The 17,916-nt window shown below is 43.0% G+C and carries 17 protein-coding genes; 11 read left to right on the forward strand and 6 right to left on the reverse strand.

The features are described from left to right. Positions 1-14 precede the first annotated feature (14 nt). Complete coding sequence (locus MKY14_RS09120; protein WP_340976355.1) at positions 15-1,691, reverse strand: hypothetical protein; 1,677 nt, start codon at positions 1,689-1,691, stop codon at positions 15-17. Between the two features lie 229 nt (positions 1,692-1,920). On the opposite strand from MKY14_RS09120, the gene kduI reads away from it, so the two are divergent. From kduI to kduD, 3 genes are read left to right on the forward strand one after another with little or no spacing between them, the layout of a single operon-like run. Further along, positions 1,921-2,754: a 5-dehydro-4-deoxy-D-glucuronate isomerase gene (gene kduI, locus MKY14_RS09125; protein ID WP_036688322.1), complete on the forward strand. Its 834-nt coding sequence runs from the start codon at positions 1,921-1,923 to the stop codon at positions 2,752-2,754. 34 nt (positions 2,755-2,788) lie between these two features. Continuing rightward, positions 2,789-3,544: a DeoR/GlpR family DNA-binding transcription regulator gene (locus MKY14_RS09130; RefSeq protein ID WP_076129821.1), complete on the forward strand. Its 756-nt coding sequence runs from the start codon at positions 2,789-2,791 to the stop codon at positions 3,542-3,544. Positions 3,545-3,587: 43 nt separating this feature from the next. Continuing rightward, complete coding sequence (gene kduD, locus MKY14_RS09135; protein WP_036688326.1) at positions 3,588-4,343, forward strand: 2-dehydro-3-deoxy-D-gluconate 5-dehydrogenase KduD; 756 nt, start codon at positions 3,588-3,590, stop codon at positions 4,341-4,343. 309 nt (positions 4,344-4,652) lie between these two features. On the opposite strand, the gene MKY14_RS09140 is transcribed toward kduD, so the two are convergent. Both MKY14_RS09140 and MKY14_RS09145 read right to left on the reverse strand, forming a co-directional pair. Further along, on the reverse strand, positions 4,653-5,093 hold the full coding sequence (locus tag MKY14_RS09140; protein WP_312149812.1) for a hypothetical protein: 441 nt from the start codon (positions 5,091-5,093) through the stop codon (positions 4,653-4,655). Positions 5,094-5,095: 2 nt separating this feature from the next. Then, positions 5,096-5,620, reverse strand: a complete 525-nt coding sequence (locus tag MKY14_RS09145; RefSeq protein WP_340976358.1) for a hypothetical protein — start codon at positions 5,618-5,620, stop codon at positions 5,096-5,098. A 142-nt stretch (positions 5,621-5,762) separates the two neighbouring features. Between MKY14_RS09145 and MKY14_RS09150 the strand changes: the two genes are divergently transcribed. Together MKY14_RS09150 and MKY14_RS09155 are read left to right on the forward strand one after the other, a co-directional pair. After that, positions 5,763-6,413 (forward strand): NUDIX hydrolase, encoded by a 651-nt coding sequence (locus MKY14_RS09150; RefSeq protein ID WP_076190947.1) that lies wholly within the window; start codon positions 5,763-5,765, stop codon positions 6,411-6,413. Continuing rightward, positions 6,410-6,955, forward strand: a complete 546-nt coding sequence (locus MKY14_RS09155; protein WP_076129818.1) for a GNAT family N-acetyltransferase — start codon at positions 6,410-6,412, stop codon at positions 6,953-6,955. Before MKY14_RS09150 ends, MKY14_RS09155 begins: the two co-directional genes overlap by 4 nt. A 49-nt stretch (positions 6,956-7,004) precedes the next feature. Here MKY14_RS09155 and MKY14_RS09160 read toward each other — a convergent pair whose 3' ends face one another. Further along, positions 7,005-9,080, reverse strand: a complete 2,076-nt coding sequence (locus tag MKY14_RS09160) for a beta-galactosidase (RefSeq protein ID WP_076277801.1) — start codon at positions 9,078-9,080, stop codon at positions 7,005-7,007. Between the two features lie 155 nt (positions 9,081-9,235). Between MKY14_RS09160 and MKY14_RS09165 the strand changes: the two genes are divergently transcribed. From MKY14_RS09165 to MKY14_RS09185, 5 genes are all read left to right on the forward strand, one after another. Further along, the gene (locus MKY14_RS09165) at positions 9,236-10,141 is read left to right on the forward strand and encodes a helix-turn-helix transcriptional regulator (RefSeq protein WP_232061395.1); all 906 of its coding nucleotides are present in this window, start codon (positions 9,236-9,238) and stop codon (positions 10,139-10,141) included. Positions 10,142-10,209: 68 nt separating this feature from the next. Continuing rightward, on the forward strand, positions 10,210-11,082 hold the full coding sequence (locus MKY14_RS09170) for a glycoside hydrolase family 43 protein (RefSeq protein ID WP_340976359.1): 873 nt from the start codon (positions 10,210-10,212) through the stop codon (positions 11,080-11,082). Positions 11,083-11,102: 20 nt separating this feature from the next. Beyond that, the gene (locus tag MKY14_RS09175; RefSeq protein WP_340976361.1) at positions 11,103-12,089 is read left to right on the forward strand and encodes a phosphotransferase enzyme family protein; all 987 of its coding nucleotides are present in this window, start codon (positions 11,103-11,105) and stop codon (positions 12,087-12,089) included. A 187-nt stretch (positions 12,090-12,276) separates the two neighbouring features. Beyond that, entirely contained in the window at positions 12,277-13,014 is a 738-nt protein-coding gene (locus MKY14_RS09180; protein WP_076190936.1) for a glycosyltransferase, read from the forward strand. Then, a complete protein-coding gene (locus MKY14_RS09185; protein WP_076129813.1) occupies positions 13,011-13,727 on the forward strand; it encodes a glycosyltransferase family 2 protein in 717 nt (238 codons plus the stop codon). The genes MKY14_RS09180 and MKY14_RS09185 overlap by 4 nt, the downstream gene beginning before the upstream one ends. Before the next feature lie 100 nt (positions 13,728-13,827). Here the strand turns inward: MKY14_RS09185 and MKY14_RS09190 are convergent, their stop codons facing one another. Then, positions 13,828-15,438: an S-layer homology domain-containing protein gene (locus MKY14_RS09190; RefSeq protein ID WP_340976362.1), complete on the reverse strand. Its 1,611-nt coding sequence runs from the start codon at positions 15,436-15,438 to the stop codon at positions 13,828-13,830. Positions 15,439-15,532: 94 nt separating this feature from the next. Beyond that, complete coding sequence (locus tag MKY14_RS09195) at positions 15,533-16,966, reverse strand: MDR family MFS transporter (protein WP_340976363.1); 1,434 nt, start codon at positions 16,964-16,966, stop codon at positions 15,533-15,535. A 230-nt stretch (positions 16,967-17,196) separates the two neighbouring features. On the opposite strand from MKY14_RS09195, the gene MKY14_RS09200 reads away from it, so the two are divergent. Next, the gene (locus tag MKY14_RS09200; protein ID WP_076304461.1) at positions 17,197-17,901 is read left to right on the forward strand and encodes a TetR/AcrR family transcriptional regulator; all 705 of its coding nucleotides are present in this window, start codon (positions 17,197-17,199) and stop codon (positions 17,899-17,901) included. Positions 17,902-17,916: the final 15 nt, after the last annotated feature.

The raw sequence follows: 17,916 nt of genomic DNA on the forward strand, positions 1-17,916 counted from the left end.
AGTAATTGTGTTTTTTATACTGAATAATGATCTAATGAGATCTGAATTCCATTAAGCTGAGCTTGCGGTAATTCTAACTCCCTACTAATACTCAAAACTAAGCTTTCACCATCCATGTTGGTATAATTCGCTGCTAATACCTCTCCCACTTCGAAATTCCTTTCTTTATGAGCCATAGCTGCGGCAAAAGCCTCTAAACCAATAATACCACATTCGGCAGCTTTCTTAATGCCCAATGCTTCAACGATCACACCGCCCGGCATCCCTGCGACGGATACCTCTATGAATCTGGACCGTTCCTGCAGCTGATAAGGGTGAGATAAATAAATAACAAAATACGTCTCACCAACTTGCCCGTACAATGTATACGGCTCTTGTTTCCATTCCCCTTGGGGAAGTACACCGATGATCGTATTCTTCTCACCCTGGGGGATTGGGAATAAAGAAATGATGACATTCTTGTGATAGAGAACCTCCATATAACGGCTTTGATGGCGGGGATCTCCCTCATTGTAGCCTTGTCCCGGATGGAAGAAATACAGCTGATTTGCGCTTCCCTCTCCACTCACAGGTAACGAAAAAGCCCAGCGAAGCTGCTCATTATCGAATTCCTCAACCCGCTCCCACATCCCGCCTGCTGCAAACTCCTCTGTAATATAAGCATAGGAATGAAGCAAAGGCTGCGGCTGTGGATCCGTTGGGACAACCTTCTGAGTAATCTTCCCTACTTCCATTGGTATCTGGCGATTCATAGCTGCGGCTAATATTTCATCGGATGCTTGATAGAATAATAAACCGGCATACTCAGTGCGCGGCATCCTCTCAGGCAGCTGGAAATCTCCAAACTGAACATAATCATGAAGTACATTAGCATCGCCGGGAACATCATGCGGCCAGCCTCTAGAATGCGCACCAACCCAAGCGCCACGCAGATAGAATTCAGCTCGTACATTCCATAAATGGTCAAGCATTTCTTTAAGGCTCGTAGTAAGCTCCGTATCCTCAGGCGGGACAAGTTCCAACGCGCAGGTGAATGCCTGCACCCAATGCCAAAACCACGGTAGACTGCCGTATTCCGGCATCCCTTTAGTACGAATATAAGCCAGCGTATCCTTCAGACTCTGCCGGCCATCCTCAAGCAATATTTCATCCGCAAACAGGGTGCCAAAAATCAGCTTAGCAGCTGTATATTTAGCTTCATGATGCCCAAAAGTAACCACCGGCTTACGGTAGAAATCACTGCGATAAATATGTCCAAACGCTGTATTCAGAACTATGCGAAGTTGAGCATTTAATGCTCCTCCGTATCTTTTGCAAAAATACGCCAGCAGGTTGCCCATAAGCTCCACTGGTAACTCATGCGGTGACGCATCTCGCGGAACCGGATTCAAACCGAGCGGCCAATGACCATATAACTCCGTGCCGGGCTGCCGGTTCTGAAGTATTAAGATCTCCAGCAGCACATCCTGTGCTTTCTGTTTCGCTTGCTCACGATCAAAAGGCAGCTCAAAAGAATCATCAACAGCCGCTGCAAAAAGATACGAAGCATAATAAAAGTTATTTCGCACATCATCATGGAACCAGAGTCCACTTTCCAATAAAGGGCGTTGCTCTGCTTCCAGTGCTATATTAAAAATAATTTCTTGCTGACGTTCCTTAAAAGTACTCTGGATATTTTTCAACCCCGGCATTACTTTTCAACCTCCATCATTTCAGTTTTATATCATCTTCCGTCATTCATGAAAATCGAGCATAATAGCTCTATTGTGCACACTTTCCGTTCATTTTGCAATTGGAAAAACCAATAAATAAACATAAATAAACGAAATAAAAAAGATTAGTACTTGTAAAATGAACATAAATGGACTAAAGTGTACCTATACGAACGATAATATGTACACAAAGGAGATTGAACATTCAATGGAAAGACGTTTCGCATCCCATCCTAATGAAGTAAAACAATTTGACACTGAGCGCCTCCGTAAGGAATTCCACATTCCCGTTATTTTTGCTCCTGATGAGCTAAAGCTTGTCCTAACCCATGAAGATCGTATGATCGTTGGTGGAGCTAATCCTGTAAAAGAAGAGGTTGCGCTAACTACTGACCTTAAAGAACTTGGGGTTACTTATTTCTTGGAACGCCGTGAACTGGGCATCATCAATGTCGGTGGTAAAGGCTCCGTGGTTGTAGATGGCACAGAATATGAAGTGGATTTCAAAGAATGTCTTTATGTAGGTCAAGGCTCTAAAGATGTAGTCTTCAAAAGTGCAGACGCTTCCAAGCCTGCTAAATTCTATTTGAATTCTGCTCCTGCCCATCAGTCCTACCCTACTACCAAAACCACACTGGCCGATTCTGAATCCGGTGCGATGGGTGGTCTGGAGAACTCTAACGAGCGGACAATCCACCGCTTCATTCACACAAATGGTGTGCAAAGTGCCCAACTGGTTATGGGTATGACCCAACTGAAACCAGGCAGCATGTGGAACACAATGCCAGCACATACCCATCCACGCCGGATGGAAGCCTATTTCTATTTTGATCTTCCGGACGATTCCGTTGTGTTCCACCTGATGGGAGAACCAGACGAAACCCGCCATATCGTAATGCATAACGAACAAGCCGTTATTTCTCCAAGCTGGTCCATCCACAGTGGTGTCGGCACTCATAACTATACTTTTATCTGGAGTATGGCTGGCGATAATAAAAGATATGATGATATGGACCCCGTATCCATGAAAGAATTACAATAGAGATAAATCAACTACGGAAAGATGAGGCAGGCGGATGAACCCGATACGACGACACGAGATGATTATGGAAGTTATGCTGAACCAAAAAGATGTAACGGTGAATGAACTGAGCGATAAGCTTCAGGTTACTGGAAAAACAATACGCGAGGATTTAAGCAGGCTGGAGGAACAAGGGCTGATCGTACGTGTACATGGCGGAGCTGTGCTGGCACAAAGCGACCAGTTTGGTATTTTGCCCTCCAAGGATCCGCTGGATAAATACTCTGACGAGAAGACGGAGATTGCCTTGCGTGCGCTTGCTCATATTGAACCGGACGATATTATCGCTCTTGACGGCGGTAGCACTACGCTTGAAATTGCTCGGCGTCTGGACAATATGCCACTAACGGTAGTCACCAATGATGTATACATCATCAGCGAACTGGTTCCCAAAGATAACATCCGTCTGGTCGTTCCCGGTGGTTATCGTGTCCGTAATATGTTGGCTGGTCCTGAAGCCGTCTCCTATGTACAAAAGCTTAATATTCAAAAAGCATTCCTTTCATCGACTGCTATTCATATAGAGCATGGGCTCTCCATTTATACCGGAGATTTAATTGAGTTCAAGCAAGCCCTTGTATCTACAGCCCGTAAGGTATTCGCGGTTGTAGATCATCATAAATTCGGCCATACTGCACTGCGTACCTTTGCTTCCCTACAAGAAGTTGACGTGATTCTGACGGACAAAGGGCTCTCCCCCGAAACGGCAGATCAGTTCCGCAGTGCAGGCGTTACCATTGAATGCGGGTAAACCCGGAATAACAATCCATTTACAATAAAGGGGCGTAATTTATATGTCATCATTATTCAGCTTGGCAGGTAAAACAGCTATTGTAACAGGCGCAGCTCAAGGTCTTGGACAAGGAATCGCGCTTGCATTTGCAGAAGCCGGTGCAGACGTTGCATCTGTCTCCCTTAATTCGAGTGAAGAAACTGTAAATGCAGCAAAAGCTTTTGGAGTAAAAGCAGTTAGTATCGAATCTGACTTAAGTGATCACAGCAAGCTGCAAAGCACTTTTGACCAAGCGCTAGAGCTGACCGGACATGTTGACATTCTCGTAAACTGCGCAGGAATGATCCGCCGTGCACCGGCAAAAGATCATAGTGAAAAAGACTGGTTTGATGTCATCAATTTGAACCTGAACACAGTTTTCCTTCTGTCGCAAATCGCAGGCCGCCACTTCCTGGAAAGAGGATCCGGCAAAATCATTAACATCGCCTCCATGCTCTCCTATCAAGGCGGAATCAATGTCCCTGGTTACACTGCGAGTAAACACGGGGTTGCGGGTCTTACTAAAGCTTTTGCCAATGAATGGGCAGGCTCCGGTCTGAACATCAATGCAATTGCACCAGGCTATATGGCTACTGAAAATACCGCTCCAATCCGTGCCGACCAAAGTCGTTCGGACTCTATCTTAGACCGTATCCCTGCAGCACGTTGGGGAACGCCTGATGACGTTAAAGGCCCTGCTGTATTCTTGGCTTCCGCAGCATCTGACTACTTGAACGGTCACGTTCTTAATGTGGATGGCGGATGGATGGCTAGATAATCCAAAAAAATGGGTGTCCCATAGGGGCACCCATTTTTTGTGTGGATATGAAGCACTATCGGACTCAGCTGACCGATCTGCACACGCAGTAGCTAAAGGACTCAGCTGACCTTATACACCGTTTTATCCGCTATTTGGATAGCTATCGGACCTCATAGCCGCTATTGGTGCAAAAAACACCAATTATAAGCTCTTTCATGAGCAATAGCGACGCTGGAGTCCGAAAACCTGCTCAAAAGACGATAAATTCGCAAATAGGGGCATCTGGGTCCGAAAATCTCAGTATCAGTGGTTGTGGATCGTTCTGCATCATTTAAATAAGCTTGCAATGGAATCCACATCAAAATCACTAGTCATTCTAAAGTTTCCCGAACTGTATTTGTCCTTCTTATCAAGATCCGTCACATACAGGAAGTTAGTATCCGTAAGATTCATGCCAAACCTCAAGCTGTTATTTACAATAATACTTATCCAGTAGGTCTCCGTAGATTTGTCCAAAGCACTACTTCTTCTCAATCTTACATCTGAAAAAGCATAAATGATCTTTTCAATTTCCTTCGGATCTTCAATCACTACCTTTTCATCCACTAAAGATTTCTCAATCTCGATTGAGGTGATTTCAGTTTCATCGATTTGATCCAACACTAAATTCTCAAATGAATTATAACTATGGTAGAGATTAATGATTACAGGGATTTCGATTAATAAAAAAATGAGTACGAGAAATACATAACGTTTCTTCATATTCATAATTATGAACACCCTATTTCTACAAACTCCTCTGGATGAGTGCGAATATAATTGCCGATAATTCTATGCGTATTTGGTGTCAGGTTCTTATATCGTTCGAATAACTCACTAATTACTTCTAACAGCTGAGGGTCTCGATCCAAATCCGTGATGGCCGCATCCGCCCACTCTTTACCCAGTCGATGATTTCTTTCCTCGAGAAATGTCTTTGTTTCCTGAAGCAAAAGAATCATGGGTGAATCGTCAAAAAATCGTATGCCTCCTATCACCCCTGTCCAATACCCTGGCAGGTCTTGCATGTAGGAAATCCAAGCATAATATTCCCCTTCGGAATTACAGCTGTGACCATATAGCACTCTGAACATACATAAGGCTTGTTGCCCCTCTGTGAGCTTCGAGATCACTTCTGATTTGTTCGATGGCGATTTTCCGCGAATCAGCTGAAAGGTAGGCTCCATACAGGCCCATCCTAACCTTTCATCACTTAAAGTGTCCAAGTCTTCCCGCTTCATGGCTACTAAATTCATTTAACTCCTCCTTTGATTAACATCCAAAAATATACATATATTTCTTAACGATGTCAATAAAAATCACTTGGGGACATTAAGCAATTCGATCGTTTTTATGATAGGCTTTAAGCAGTAGATATTTTCACAAAGGAGCTTTTCTATGCATAATGAGATACTTACTATATTTGATGAAGCGGGTCACCGAATCGGTACAGCTCCACGGGCAGAAGTACATCGGTTAGGACATTGGCACGAGACCTTCCACTGCTGGTTTATAAGCAAAACTCAAGAAATCCCCTATATTTATTTACAGCTTCGTAGTGAGCAGAAACAAGATTATGCAGGATTGCTGGACATCACGGCCGCTGGACATTTGCTGACACACGAAACGGTAGAGGACGGGATTCGCGAGGTTCAAGAAGAACTCGGTTTGGAGCTAGCTTTTGATGAACTGATTCCCTTAGGTACGATTCCTTACAGTATGATCAAAGAAAATCTTATCGATAAAGAACGAGCGCATGTTTTTGTTTATAACAATCCTTATCCTCTGGACGATTTTAAGCTGCAAGAAGAAGAGGTCGCAGGAATAGTTATCACAAAGTTTGCCGACTTCCGAAGCTTTTGGCAGGGAGAAATACATAGTCTACAAATCAATGGTTTCAAAGTGGATTCAAACGGACAAAAAATCAACATTCAACAAAGTGTGGATCGGACTCATTTTGTGCCTCATGAAGCAGCCTATTTCACTCGGATCATTGAGGGCATCGAAGCAATAATTCTAACATCACCCATCGTCACGGAGGACATATGATCATTAATCCTCAAACATTTACAGTGAATGGAATCCAATACAGCATTAGATCTGCGGCCTCTCATGATGCTAAAGTGTTATCTGAATTAAGGGTGCGGATCGATGGAGAAACCGAGAATTTAGATCGGGAACCAGGCGAAGCCTTTATTGACGAAAAAGGGTTTGAACAGCTTATTCAAGCCGATTCTGAGAAAAATAATAACCTTTTTCTAGTCGCAGTAGTTGATAATCAAATCGTTGCGTTCTCCAGATGCGAAGGTTATCCCTTAAAAAGATTTGCTCATAAAGTAGAATTCGGAGTATGTGTGCTGCAGGATTATTGGGGATATGGTATTGGAAAAAATCTTCTCGCCGAATCGATTGCCTGGGCTGACACTAATGGTATTCAAAAGATCACCCTAAATGTGCTGGAAACGAACACCAACGCTATTAAGCTATATCAAAAGCTTGGCTTTGAAATTGAAGGGATTTTAAAGAAAGATAAACTTCTATCGGACGGCAAATTGTATAACACCATTATGATGGGAAGAGTTAAGAACTGATTCTATTCAAAAAAAAGGCAGAACCTGAAACTCAGGTCCTGCCTTTTTATTATACTAATGCTTTACGCTTCAACATCGCAAGTCCATTCACCGCTAGATTCAATAGGGCCGGAGCTGAAAGACCTGTTTCCAAGTCTGTGTATTCCGCTCCATCCAGCTCTACCGTTTGCGGACTGCCGCTGAAATTTTGCACAAAAACATAATCACTTTCGCCATCTGTGCGAAGTTGTGCAGTCACACCTGCTGGAAGCTCACTATCCATCGCACGGGTAATTCCTGCCTTAGATGTGATCGCTGCGTATAGCTCAACATAGAACGAAGTGTCTTTCACACGGGTAGCAAGATGGTACGCATTTCCTTCACCAAAACGATTGACTGTAAGCGCTGGACGGCCCGCATAGAAATCGTTGCGATAATGCCCCAAAGCCTCTGCACCTTCCAAATGAATCAGCTCGGCTATCTCATGCGCATCGTAGTCACCGCTTAGCTTAAGTTTATTACCTACCTCCATTACTAACCCGTTCAGATCACGGCTGTGCAGCCCTTCTGTCTCCTCTGCCCAAATCCCCAGTGTTCTGCGCAGTGGACCAGGGAATCCTCCCAGATGACATAAATCCGTTTCGTTAACTACTCCTGACCAATAGGTTGCGAGGAAAGTGCCGCCTTGCTCCACATATTTCTCAATGCGCTTTCCATTCTCTTCACTAATCAGATATAACATAGGGGCAACAACCAGCTTGTAGGCAGACAGATCATCTCCAGAGCCTATAATATCAACTGGAATGCCCAGCTCCCAAAGTGCACGATAATGCTGTAGCACCGTCTCCTCATAACGTAATCCGGAATTACGGATGCCTTGCGCATCCTTTATCGCCCAGCGGTTGTCCCAATCGAAAATAATCGCCGTCTGCGCCGGAGTGGACGTACCCACTACTTCCGTCATTCCCGCCAGCGTCTTTCCTACTTCCGCTACATCTTGGAATACTCGAGTCTCGGAGTGGCCACTGTGGTCTACAACTGCACCGTGGAACTTCTCACTTGATCCGCGGCTTTTGCGCCATTGGAAATACTGCACAGAATCCGAACCATGCGCTACCGCTTGCAAGGAAGACAGCTTGTGCATTCCGGGACGTTTCAGCTTACTGACCGATTGCCAGTTCGTAAGGGATGGCGTGCTTTCCATCAGCAGGAACGGTTTCTTTTTAAAAGAGCGCATTAAGTCGTAGTGCATCGCCGTCCATGCTGCCAATCTAGTATCGTCACCGTCTTCGGTATAATGCCAGTCTGGATAAGCGTCCCATGAGACCACATCCAGGATTTTGGCCAGCTCGCGGTAATCAATGCCATCGATCATATGCATATTCGTCGTGATTGGCAGCTCTGGATTATAAGGACGAACGGTATTGATCTCGTGCTGGCAGAAATCAATCGTCCGTTCACTAACAAAACGCCGCCAGTCAAGATTCAAGCCGTGTACTTGTGTCTCACCATGTGGAGCTGGGGATTCAATCTGTGACCATGAAGTGTAGGTATGGCTCCAAAAAGTAGCCCACCAAGCATGATTCACCTCATCCAAACTGTTATTATATTTCACTTTCAGCCATTCTCTAAAAGCATCCTGGCAGAGCTCGCAGTGACACTCCCCACCGAACTCATTCGAAATATGCCAACCGATAATGGCTGGATGCTGGCTGTACCGTTCCGCTAACTTTGCATTCAGAATTGCAGTTTTCTCCCGGTACACTGGTGAGGTAAAGCAATGGTTATGACGGAAGCCATGCAAATTGTGAACACGGTTACGCTCCACTCTTAAGACTTCTGGATATTTTTGCGACATCCATGCTGGGCGGGCACCACTTGGCGTTGCCAAGATAGCGTAAATCCCATTCTCTGCAAAAGAATCAAGTACACCATCCAACCATTCGAAAGTGAACACACCCTCTTCTGGTTCAAGAGATACCCACGAGAAAATGCCTACGGACATGACATTGCAGCCCGCCAGCTTCATTAATCGGATATCCTCACGCAATACTTCCGGATATTTCAGCCATTGTTCAGGATTATAATCAGCACCGTGCAGCATGACACCAGCTTTACTGCTTATCGGGGAATGTTTTTTATTCATTGTGTACGATCATCCTCTCAATTCTGCCCATTTATAGAATGGGACTATTCTCTGATGATAGGCTAGAAGCGTAAGCTATCTTATTCAGTAATCATCATTTATACTATTTATAATATAAGAAAATTCATTTCAATCAGTAGGAATATAGTCTCGAAGTGATAGCACAAAATGAAGATGAGGTGATAAACCTGCTGCCTTTTTCTCTGATTGAATTACCGCGCGACTCTGGAACGTTGCCCCTATCCCCCTACTCTGTAGGTCGCCATATCCAATTCCATCATGTGCGCCCAGCAGGATTTCCTGTGTATCAAATCTTTTTAATCCGGACCGGAACCGGGTTATTTCGTGATCTGGAAAGTGGCACAGAAATCATACTGGAACCGGGGATGGCTTTTGCCTTCCCGCCCGATCGAGGCCATGAATATTATCCTACCTCTCATGAACCGTGGCATGTTGGCTTTATCGGCTTTCAAGGCAGTCAAGCTCATGGATTGCTGGAAGCGCTTGAACTGCTCCCTTCTGTTCCTTATCGAACGGATCGTTTTGAACAATGCTGGGAAGAAATCGGCCAAATCTGGCATACGGTGAATTCTCCTGCCCCCAATCGGCAGGACGAGATGTGGATGCAGGAGTTGTCTATCACGCTCTATAGACTGCTCTTAATGCTGCGCCCTGCCAAGAGTTCAGAAGGCTCCGGTAATCGTCTAGCCTTCGAGTCGGTCCGAAATGAAGCCCTAACTACAGCCGTCGGGCTGATCAACGAGCATTACACAGAACCGCTTCTGATCTCCAATCTTGCAGCAGCAGTCGGCTACTCTGTGCAGCATTTCCAGCGTTTATTCGTGCAGGAATATGGGGTCACTCCGCATAAATATTTGCAGAATCTGCGGCTGGAGCGGGCGCTGCAATTAATGACGGAGGATGTGGAGATCCCCGTTCAAGATATTGCGCTTCAGCTGGGCATGGAGACTAATTATTTTATACGTGTCTTCCGAAAAAACTACGGCTGTACACCCGGAGTAATGAAAATACGTTTGCTACAAGGCGAGCAAATGAAGTAACGCTTCCAAGCCTAAAGAAGATATTGTAAAATTAAGCAGATGATAGCTTGTAAATTGGGGGCACCTTAATGAAAACATTATCTGATATTAACTTTAGAGATCCCTATATCCTATCTGTTCCTGAACTTGGTCAATACTATTTATTTGGCACAGATGGCCTAACAGCTTGGAGTGGCGCACCTCACGGCTTCGATGTATATATCAGCTCAGATCTTCAGGAATGGTCCGGGCCCATTGCTGCTTTTCGTCCAGATGCTGATTTTTGGGCTGATCATCATTTCTGGGCACCAGAGGTTCATCGCTACAACGGAAAATATTATATGTTCGCTTCTTTTAAAAGACATGGCGTTCCACGGGGGACACAAATATTAAGCGCGGAAACACCTGAGGGTCCTTATCTCCCTATCAGCAATCATCCGATTACCCCTGCTTCTTGGGAGTGCCTTGACGGAACGTTATATGTAGATAAAGAAGACAAACCTTGGATGATCTTTTGCCGTGAATGGATTGAAGTGACGGATGGAGAAATGTATGCCGTTCGGCTGAAGGAGGATTTAAGTGCTACTATTGGCGAACCTATGCTGCTTTTCCAGGCTTCACAAGCTCCTTGGACGGTAGGCGGCAAAGAAGGGCAATACGTAACTGACGGTCCTTTTATGCATCAGACTAGCAGTGGTGAGCTGCTTATGTTGTGGTCTAGCAGTGGAGCTAGTGGTTATGCCATGGGTATAACCCGATCCGTCAGCGGTGACATTAGTGGACCTTGGCAACATGATCCTGAGCCTCTTTATGCCAAAGATGGCGGACATGGAATGTTGTTTCGTGATTTGACGGGCAGACTTATGCTGGCCATTCATGCCCCAAATCTCAACCCACAAGAACGGCCGCTGCTTATTGAGGTCCAGGAAAGCTCCAGAACGATTTCGATAAAATCATTGTAGTGTAGAACGGAGTAGAACCCTTGGAACAAAAGATTAAGTCCTTATTTAATGACCAGATTGTAAGTGCTGCCTGCACGAAATACGGTATCCCCATAGATGAGCTAAGCTTCATTGGCGGATTTCAAAATTTTGTTTATGAATATCAACTTAGCAATCATCAATATATTCTAAGATTTACTCATAGCTCGCTGCGCAGTATGGAATTGTTAACGGCTGAACTTGAATGGATTCTATACCTGGCAGATCATGGCGTTTCCGTATCAAGACCCGTAGGTTCTCTTCTGGGTAATCTAGTTGAGCAAATAGAGATTGGTGATTCATGCTTTATGGTATCTTCCTTTGAAAAAGCACAAGGGAAACGAATAGGTTACCCAGACTGCCTGAAGGATCTAGACCTCTATGAGCAGTGTGGCATGATCACTGGACAAATGCACAGATTAGCAAAATCTTATAAACCACAGTCCAAAAGACAGGCGTGGCATCAGAACTACTACCTACAGAATGTAACCAGGTTTATTCCTCCATCCCAAAGTGGCGTTTTGGAAAGCTGTAAGGCGCTTATGAATCGGCTAAAGCATCTCGACGCTGAAATAAATACCTATGGTCTCATCCATGGGGATATCAATGTAGGCAACTTTTTGGTCGACAATGGTAAGCTGACTTTGTTTGATTTTGATGAAGCTCAGTACAGCTGGTTTGTAGAAGATATCGCCATTCAACTGTATTATCTAGTCTACGTTTACGGGGATGATAGTATGGAGGACAGGCAGCTTCAATGTCAGCGTTTTATGGAGCATTTTCTGAAAGGCTACGTTAAAGAGAACAGGATTTCAGAAAATGAGCTGAAGCTAATTCCTCTTTTTCTTCGATTAAGAGAGATTATTGTTTATACAGGGATGTACCGGAGTTTTGATATGTCTAACCTAGATGATTGGACCAAAGATTATTTAACGCAGAGTAAGGCGAGAATCGAGAATAGCGTATCCATCATTGAATCTTATTTCTGAACAAACATCCAAAGCGTTTCATATGAATTGTCTCTCTTACAAAACCCACAGCTATCACTGTGGGTTTTGTGTTCTTTAAACAAGTCCATTTTTGCTTTTAAGAGGTTGATATGCCGTTACTCTATCCTAACTTGGACATATCGTATTATGAGACTTTTCCCAAAAATGCATATGAGGGGTTGGTTAAATGAGTGCTGTACCTCACAACAAAGCGAAGCAACAAGGTGTTTCCATTATTACCTGTACCAATCGCCATAATTATTTAAACAACCTACTCCAAAATTTCAGCAGACAAAGATATGCAAATAAAGAACTTATCATTATTATCAATAATAATAAAATTCCACTTCCCCCCTACCAAACCTTAGCTAAAAAACACAAAAATATTAAGATATATCGTAAACCTGAACAGCAATCCCTCGGTTCATGCTTAAACTATGCCGTAACAAAATGCAAATATCATACCATCGCCAAATTTGATGACGACGATTATTATGCCCCTTATTATTTGACGGAAAGTATTCTGACCTTAAAAAGAACTAAAGCTGATATCCTAGGAAAACGGGCTCACTATATGTATTTACTAGGTTCAAAGACTTTGATTCTTCGTTTCGCAAATGATGAACACCGAATGGTTACCCATCTCCCTGGCGCTACGCTCGTCTTCAAACGAAAAGTATTCGATCATGTGAAATTTCCTAATAAAAACGTAGGTGAGGATGATCTCTTTTGCAGCAGAAGCAAAAAGAAAGGTTATAAGGTTTATTCTGCAAGTAAAAATAACTTCGTTGCCATACGTAGAAAAAACTCTTCAAAACATACATGGATCATCAGTGATAGTACACTAATAGCTAACCATAAGATCATCCGGAATATTAAAAACTACAGGAATTTTGTTGGACGCCGTCCAAAGATTTCGTTATGAAATTAACTGCTGAATCTACTTCATCTGCTGTGTCTATTCTAACTTGTACAAAACGAATGGATTGTATTAAAACAATATTTGATAACTATCAACGACAGAATTTCAAGTCTAAAGAGCTTATCGTGATCATTAATAATGATAGCTTGAAAATAGAAGACTATATACATGCTGCAAAAAAACATAAAAATGTACGGATCTATAAACTACCTGAATATCGTTCACTGGGGTTTTGTCTGAATTTTGGTGTGCACTTAGCGAATTATAGCTGTATCGCTAAATTTGATGACGACGATTATTACTCTGCCAACTATTTAACGGATAGTATGAACACCCTCCATAAAACTAAAGCTGATATCGTTGGAAAACGAGCTCACTATATGTATTTAACTGATAAGAAGCTACTTTTGCTTCGTTATCTTCATATGGAAAATAAACAGGTAACCAATGTTCAGGGTGCGACCCTACTCGTAAAACGAAATGTCTTCCAGCAGATTTCCTTTCCAGATTGGAATAAAGGTGAATGCGTTAAGTTTTGTGCTGATTGTGCTGCACAGGGCTTTAAGATCTATGCAGGAAATAAGTATAACTTCGCTGCGATTCGTAGAAAAAACTCCAAAGATCACACTTGGGTCGTTAGCGACAAGAAACTTCTAGCTCAAAATGTTAAAGTTCTAAACGTGAAAAACTTCAAAAAATACGTAACGCGAGGCTGATTTAATCAATCTAATCCTACCAGCTATGCCTTAGTAACCCAATAAAAAGACTGGACAGCAATATAGCTAAGCGGCTATTCGCATCCAGTCTTTCATATTTTTAAAAAGTATAATCGTAAAATTTCTCTGCATTCCTTAAGCTGGACCATACATCAGAGCTTTCTCCGCCTATATACCAATAAGCTACTCCAGCAAGTTTTTTAGTAACCGCTAAGTTGTATTTTGTTATTAATGAACGCCCATCCTCAATCCAGATCGTATGTTTTATAGCTTGTTTCGAGTAGCCCGCGACATATTGTCCCAGCGAAGGATTCCACACGGGTCTCGATGCATAGCTGCTGATAATCTGATTTTGCTCCGGAAGCGTAATATATTGAGAGGATAAAACCGTCCCCTTCTGGTTCAATGTCCAATCCCGATTATATAAGGGCAATGCCAATATAACTTTTTGACTAGGTACAACTTTTAGGATTGTATTCACAGCCTTTTGATCATAAGAAAGCGAGGCATTGGACCCCGGAACTTGACTCCCGTCATAATGCTCATCATAACCCATCATCACCATATAATTCACTTGCTTGCCTAGGGCAGCATAGTCAAAAGCTTCTGTCCAATCCGTTCCAAGATCAGGAGATACATCCATCGACAGGATAACATCGAGCGAATGCATTTTCTCGGCTAATAAAGTAATAAACGAAGTCAAATACACACGATCTTCGGCCGCTACATTTTCAAAATCTATATTTAGTCCATCTAATCCATATTTACTCACTAAAGCAGCTAACTGATTAACTGCCGTATTCCTTGCGGTTGTACTCAACAGCATCTGATGCGTCGCTTCTTGATCCGATCGATTGCCAACCATCGCCCAGACTTGCTTTTTATTCTTTTTTGCCCAAGTTACCAGTGAGGCGTCTGTCGAATCCGTTACTGCCCCTGTTTTCCCAACATAATACCAACGTGGTGATAATGTGTTGACGTTCGATTGCAGAACATGATTCTCAAATTGTGCCGTCGTGAGACCATACTGCCAGCCTATAACAATACGTTTGTCCGGATTACTTTCCAGCTCTGCCGCCCAGCTTGTATGTTGCAGCACCCGATCCATCAACACTGCCGTCTCTTGCCTGGTTATCGGGTCAGTGGGCCGAAAATTCCCGCTATTATCGCCCTTCATTAATCCGCGATCATTAACCTTAGCAACAGCAGCACTTGCCCAGCTAGCAATTTGTTGCCGATCCTTAAAATTAGTTTGTGCGGCAGTTGCAGTGTTTGTTTGCTTTAGAGCTTTGGCTATCCACACAGCCGCTTCCTGCCGAGTGACTGCTTTTGCGGGTGCAAAAGTAGTTGCCGAAGTGCCGTTCGCCAGTTCAAGCTGAACCGCAGCCTGGATCCAGCCGTAATACCAAGCGCTTTTGGCTACGTCGGTATAAGGAGATACCGGACTCAACGCTGGATCAAGCCTCAACAGTCGATCAAGAACTGTTATAAATTCAGCTCTAGTAATCGATTGAGTAGGTGAAAATTTAGTATTCGAGGTGCCAGTTAATATATTCCGGTTATATAAATCTATGATTTCTTTTTTTGCATAACTAGTGTTTATATCGTCAAAAGGAACCCCGTTATCGGCCGATATATGCTGAATAAATACTCCGGCGGCTAGCACGACAGCGAGGGTTATTATAGTAAATCTAGCAAATATATTTTTCACGGGTTAAGAGATTCCCCCTTGGTTATCAATCTTTGAATTATACCAAGGATACAATCAATAAACATCGCTAAAATATTGGTAGAGTACGATAGGATCAGCTCTTCGGATTACGCAAAAAGAGACTAAGAACCACACCACACAGCGCCAAGCCCAATGAAACTAGGAACGTGTCGTGGAATCCTGCAACCATAGCCGCTGAGGGTAGTTTCTGATTCCCTTGACTCATATGTGTAGCTATATTGGAAGTCAATAAGCCCGACATTATAGCGACAGCAAAGGAACCCACAATTTGTTGCGCAGAGGCAGTAAGTGGGGTAACACGGCTGATCAGATCCTTCGGAGCGGCCTTAAGCACATGTGTACCGAGCTGCATAGTAGTTAATCCTTGGCCAAGCCCCATAATGGCAAAATAACTGATCATAACGTATACACTTGTATCATTTTGTAAACGTGACAAGAGAAAGAGTCCGGTGGACAGCAGCACAAGTCCAGAGAACACAACGGGCCGAGCTCCATACTTATCAAATAACTTTCCTCCAATAATCATGCCAGCAAAGGATATTAATGCTTGGGGAATTACTAAAAGCCCCGATTCAAAGGAAGAAAAACCTCTGACCTGCTGCAAAAAAATTGGAATTAACAGAATCGAACCAAATAAGGCGAACTGATTAATCCAGGTCAAAATCATACCTTTACTAAATTCTAGAGATCGAAAAGAGCGAAGTTCCAATAACGGTTCTTTTTGGCGCAATTCCACGAAAATAAACAAGGCTAAAGCAATGAAGCTGAACGCAAGAGATATAATCGTTATACGATCCCCCCAGCCATCTACTCCCCCTCTATGCACCCCAAATACCAAGCTGGAGAAGGCGAGCGGTGATAAAATCACACCCCAAATATCCAATTTAGCTTTATTCCCCTTCTCTATTACCGGAAGAAATTTCACTCCAACAATCATTGCAATAATGCCAATTGGAACATTAATCAGAAAAATCCAGTGCCAACTGGCATATTCCAACAGCCATCCTGACAGTACAGGACCAAGAACAGGCGCAATTAACATCGGTAGTCCAAGCAATCCCATGATTGAACCTCTTTTATCGGGAGGTGCGATTTTGAATGACATAGCCATACCAATTGGAGCAATCATCCCTCCGCCTAATCCCTGCAAAATACGAAAGATTATCAGCTCTGTTGTGGATTGTGCCATAGAGCATAATAAAGAACCTATGGTAAACAATACGATCGAAGCTAAAAAAACACGTTTGGCAGTAAACTTATCCGAGAACCAACCGGCCAATGGGATAATTACGGATAAAGCCAGCGTATAACCCGTAATGGCCCACTGTATTGTTTTTAGGCTGGTATCAAAGGTTTTTTCAAGCTGCGGGATCGCTACATTCATAATTGTACTGTCGAGCATAACCAGCAGCATTCCTGTTATAAGTGCCAGTATTACGGGAAGTATTGCTTTTATAGAAAATTCTTTGGTGACTGGTTGGGATTGTTCCACTTGAAGATTACTCATGGGTCTATACACATCCTTTTTAATTTTTACTAATAAAATTGCTAACTGCTGCCTCCTTTTTTTAAAAATCGCACCTTTAAACTAACAGTGTAAGATTAATATAGCATCCGTTTATTCACTTGTAAATATAAATATCTAACAGTGTAAGATAAAGCAGTAATCTAACGATGGTAGACCAGCCATTCATCTTCGCTTATGATAAAGAAAGACAGTAACAGGAGGTCGTTTCGATGAGAATCAAAAATCTGCAAATCACTGAACAAGATATAATAAAAGCTTCTTGGGTGCTGTTGGATGATATCGGCATAGAGGCATTTAGTATGCGTAAATTAGCAGAACTACTAAAAATACAAGCCGCCTCTCTGTATTGGCATTTTAAGAGTAAACAGAGCATTTTCCAGACGCTTGCTAATGAGGTCGCCAAAGAAGCCCTCGAAACTGCGAATCTCGAAGGTACTTGGCAAGAACAGTTATTTAATTTTGTGGACCGAATTCGTGGGGTTTTACATAAGTATCCTTGCTCGGCTCAGCTGATGATGAGAACCTTGCCTTCTGAACCTAATTATCTATCTTTACTGAATACTTTGCTTCAGATCGTGGATCATCTTCCTTTAAGCGATAGTGATAAATTCTCCTTGATTGCATGCGTGTTAAACTATGTAATCTCATTCGAATTGGACAAATATGAGCAGGATCGAATAGACTTAGCCATGAAAAATGAACCTAATGGAGATGCTAGAGTGGTTTTTAAACAATCGCTTGAGCACTTATCCGGGGATGGACCTAATGTTATAAAACGAATGTACGAAAACAATATTTTTAATGAAATTGGCTCCGATAAGATGTTCTATACAGGTCTAAAAATAATGGTGGGCGGAATTGAACAGTTAGCTAATGAGCGACAAGAACAACAAGAACAACAAGTGCGACGGTAGAACTTAGGGATTTTT

It is taken from the genome of Paenibacillus sp. FSL R5-0887 (assembly GCF_038002305.1).
Classification (GTDB): domain Bacteria; phylum Bacillota; class Bacilli; order Paenibacillales; family Paenibacillaceae; genus Paenibacillus_AQ; species Paenibacillus_AQ odorifer.

Bases quoted from the DNA above. Each gene is read 5' to 3' on its own strand.
- MKY14_RS09120 (WP_340976355.1), bottom strand. From the start codon at position 1,691: ATGCCGGGGTTGAAAAATATCCAGAGTACTTTTAAGGAACGTCAGCAA.
- kduI (WP_036688322.1), top strand. From the start codon at position 1,921: ATGGAAAGACGTTTCGCATCCCATCCTAATGAAGTAAAACAATTTGAC.
- MKY14_RS09130 (WP_076129821.1), top strand. From the start codon at position 2,789: ATGAACCCGATACGACGACACGAGATGATTATGGAAGTTATGCTGAAC.
- kduD (WP_036688326.1), top strand. From the start codon at position 3,588: ATGTCATCATTATTCAGCTTGGCAGGTAAAACAGCTATTGTAACAGGC.
- MKY14_RS09140 (WP_312149812.1), bottom strand. From the start codon at position 5,093: ATGAATATGAAGAAACGTTATGTATTTCTCGTACTCATTTTTTTATTA.
- MKY14_RS09145 (WP_340976358.1), bottom strand. From the start codon at position 5,620: ATGAATTTAGTAGCCATGAAGCGGGAAGACTTGGACACTTTAAGTGAT.
- MKY14_RS09150 (WP_076190947.1), top strand. From the start codon at position 5,763: ATGCATAATGAGATACTTACTATATTTGATGAAGCGGGTCACCGAATC.
- MKY14_RS09155 (WP_076129818.1), top strand. From the start codon at position 6,410: ATGATCATTAATCCTCAAACATTTACAGTGAATGGAATCCAATACAGC.
- MKY14_RS09160 (WP_076277801.1), bottom strand. From the start codon at position 9,080: ATGAATAAAAAACATTCCCCGATAAGCAGTAAAGCTGGTGTCATGCTG.
- MKY14_RS09170 (WP_340976359.1), top strand. From the start codon at position 10,210: ATGAAAACATTATCTGATATTAACTTTAGAGATCCCTATATCCTATCT.
- MKY14_RS09180 (WP_076190936.1), top strand. From the start codon at position 12,277: ATGAGTGCTGTACCTCACAACAAAGCGAAGCAACAAGGTGTTTCCATT.
- MKY14_RS09185 (WP_076129813.1), top strand. From the start codon at position 13,011: ATGAAATTAACTGCTGAATCTACTTCATCTGCTGTGTCTATTCTAACT.
- MKY14_RS09195 (WP_340976363.1), bottom strand. From the start codon at position 16,966: ATGAGTAATCTTCAAGTGGAACAATCCCAACCAGTCACCAAAGAATTT.
- MKY14_RS09200 (WP_076304461.1), top strand. From the start codon at position 17,197: ATGAGAATCAAAAATCTGCAAATCACTGAACAAGATATAATAAAAGCT.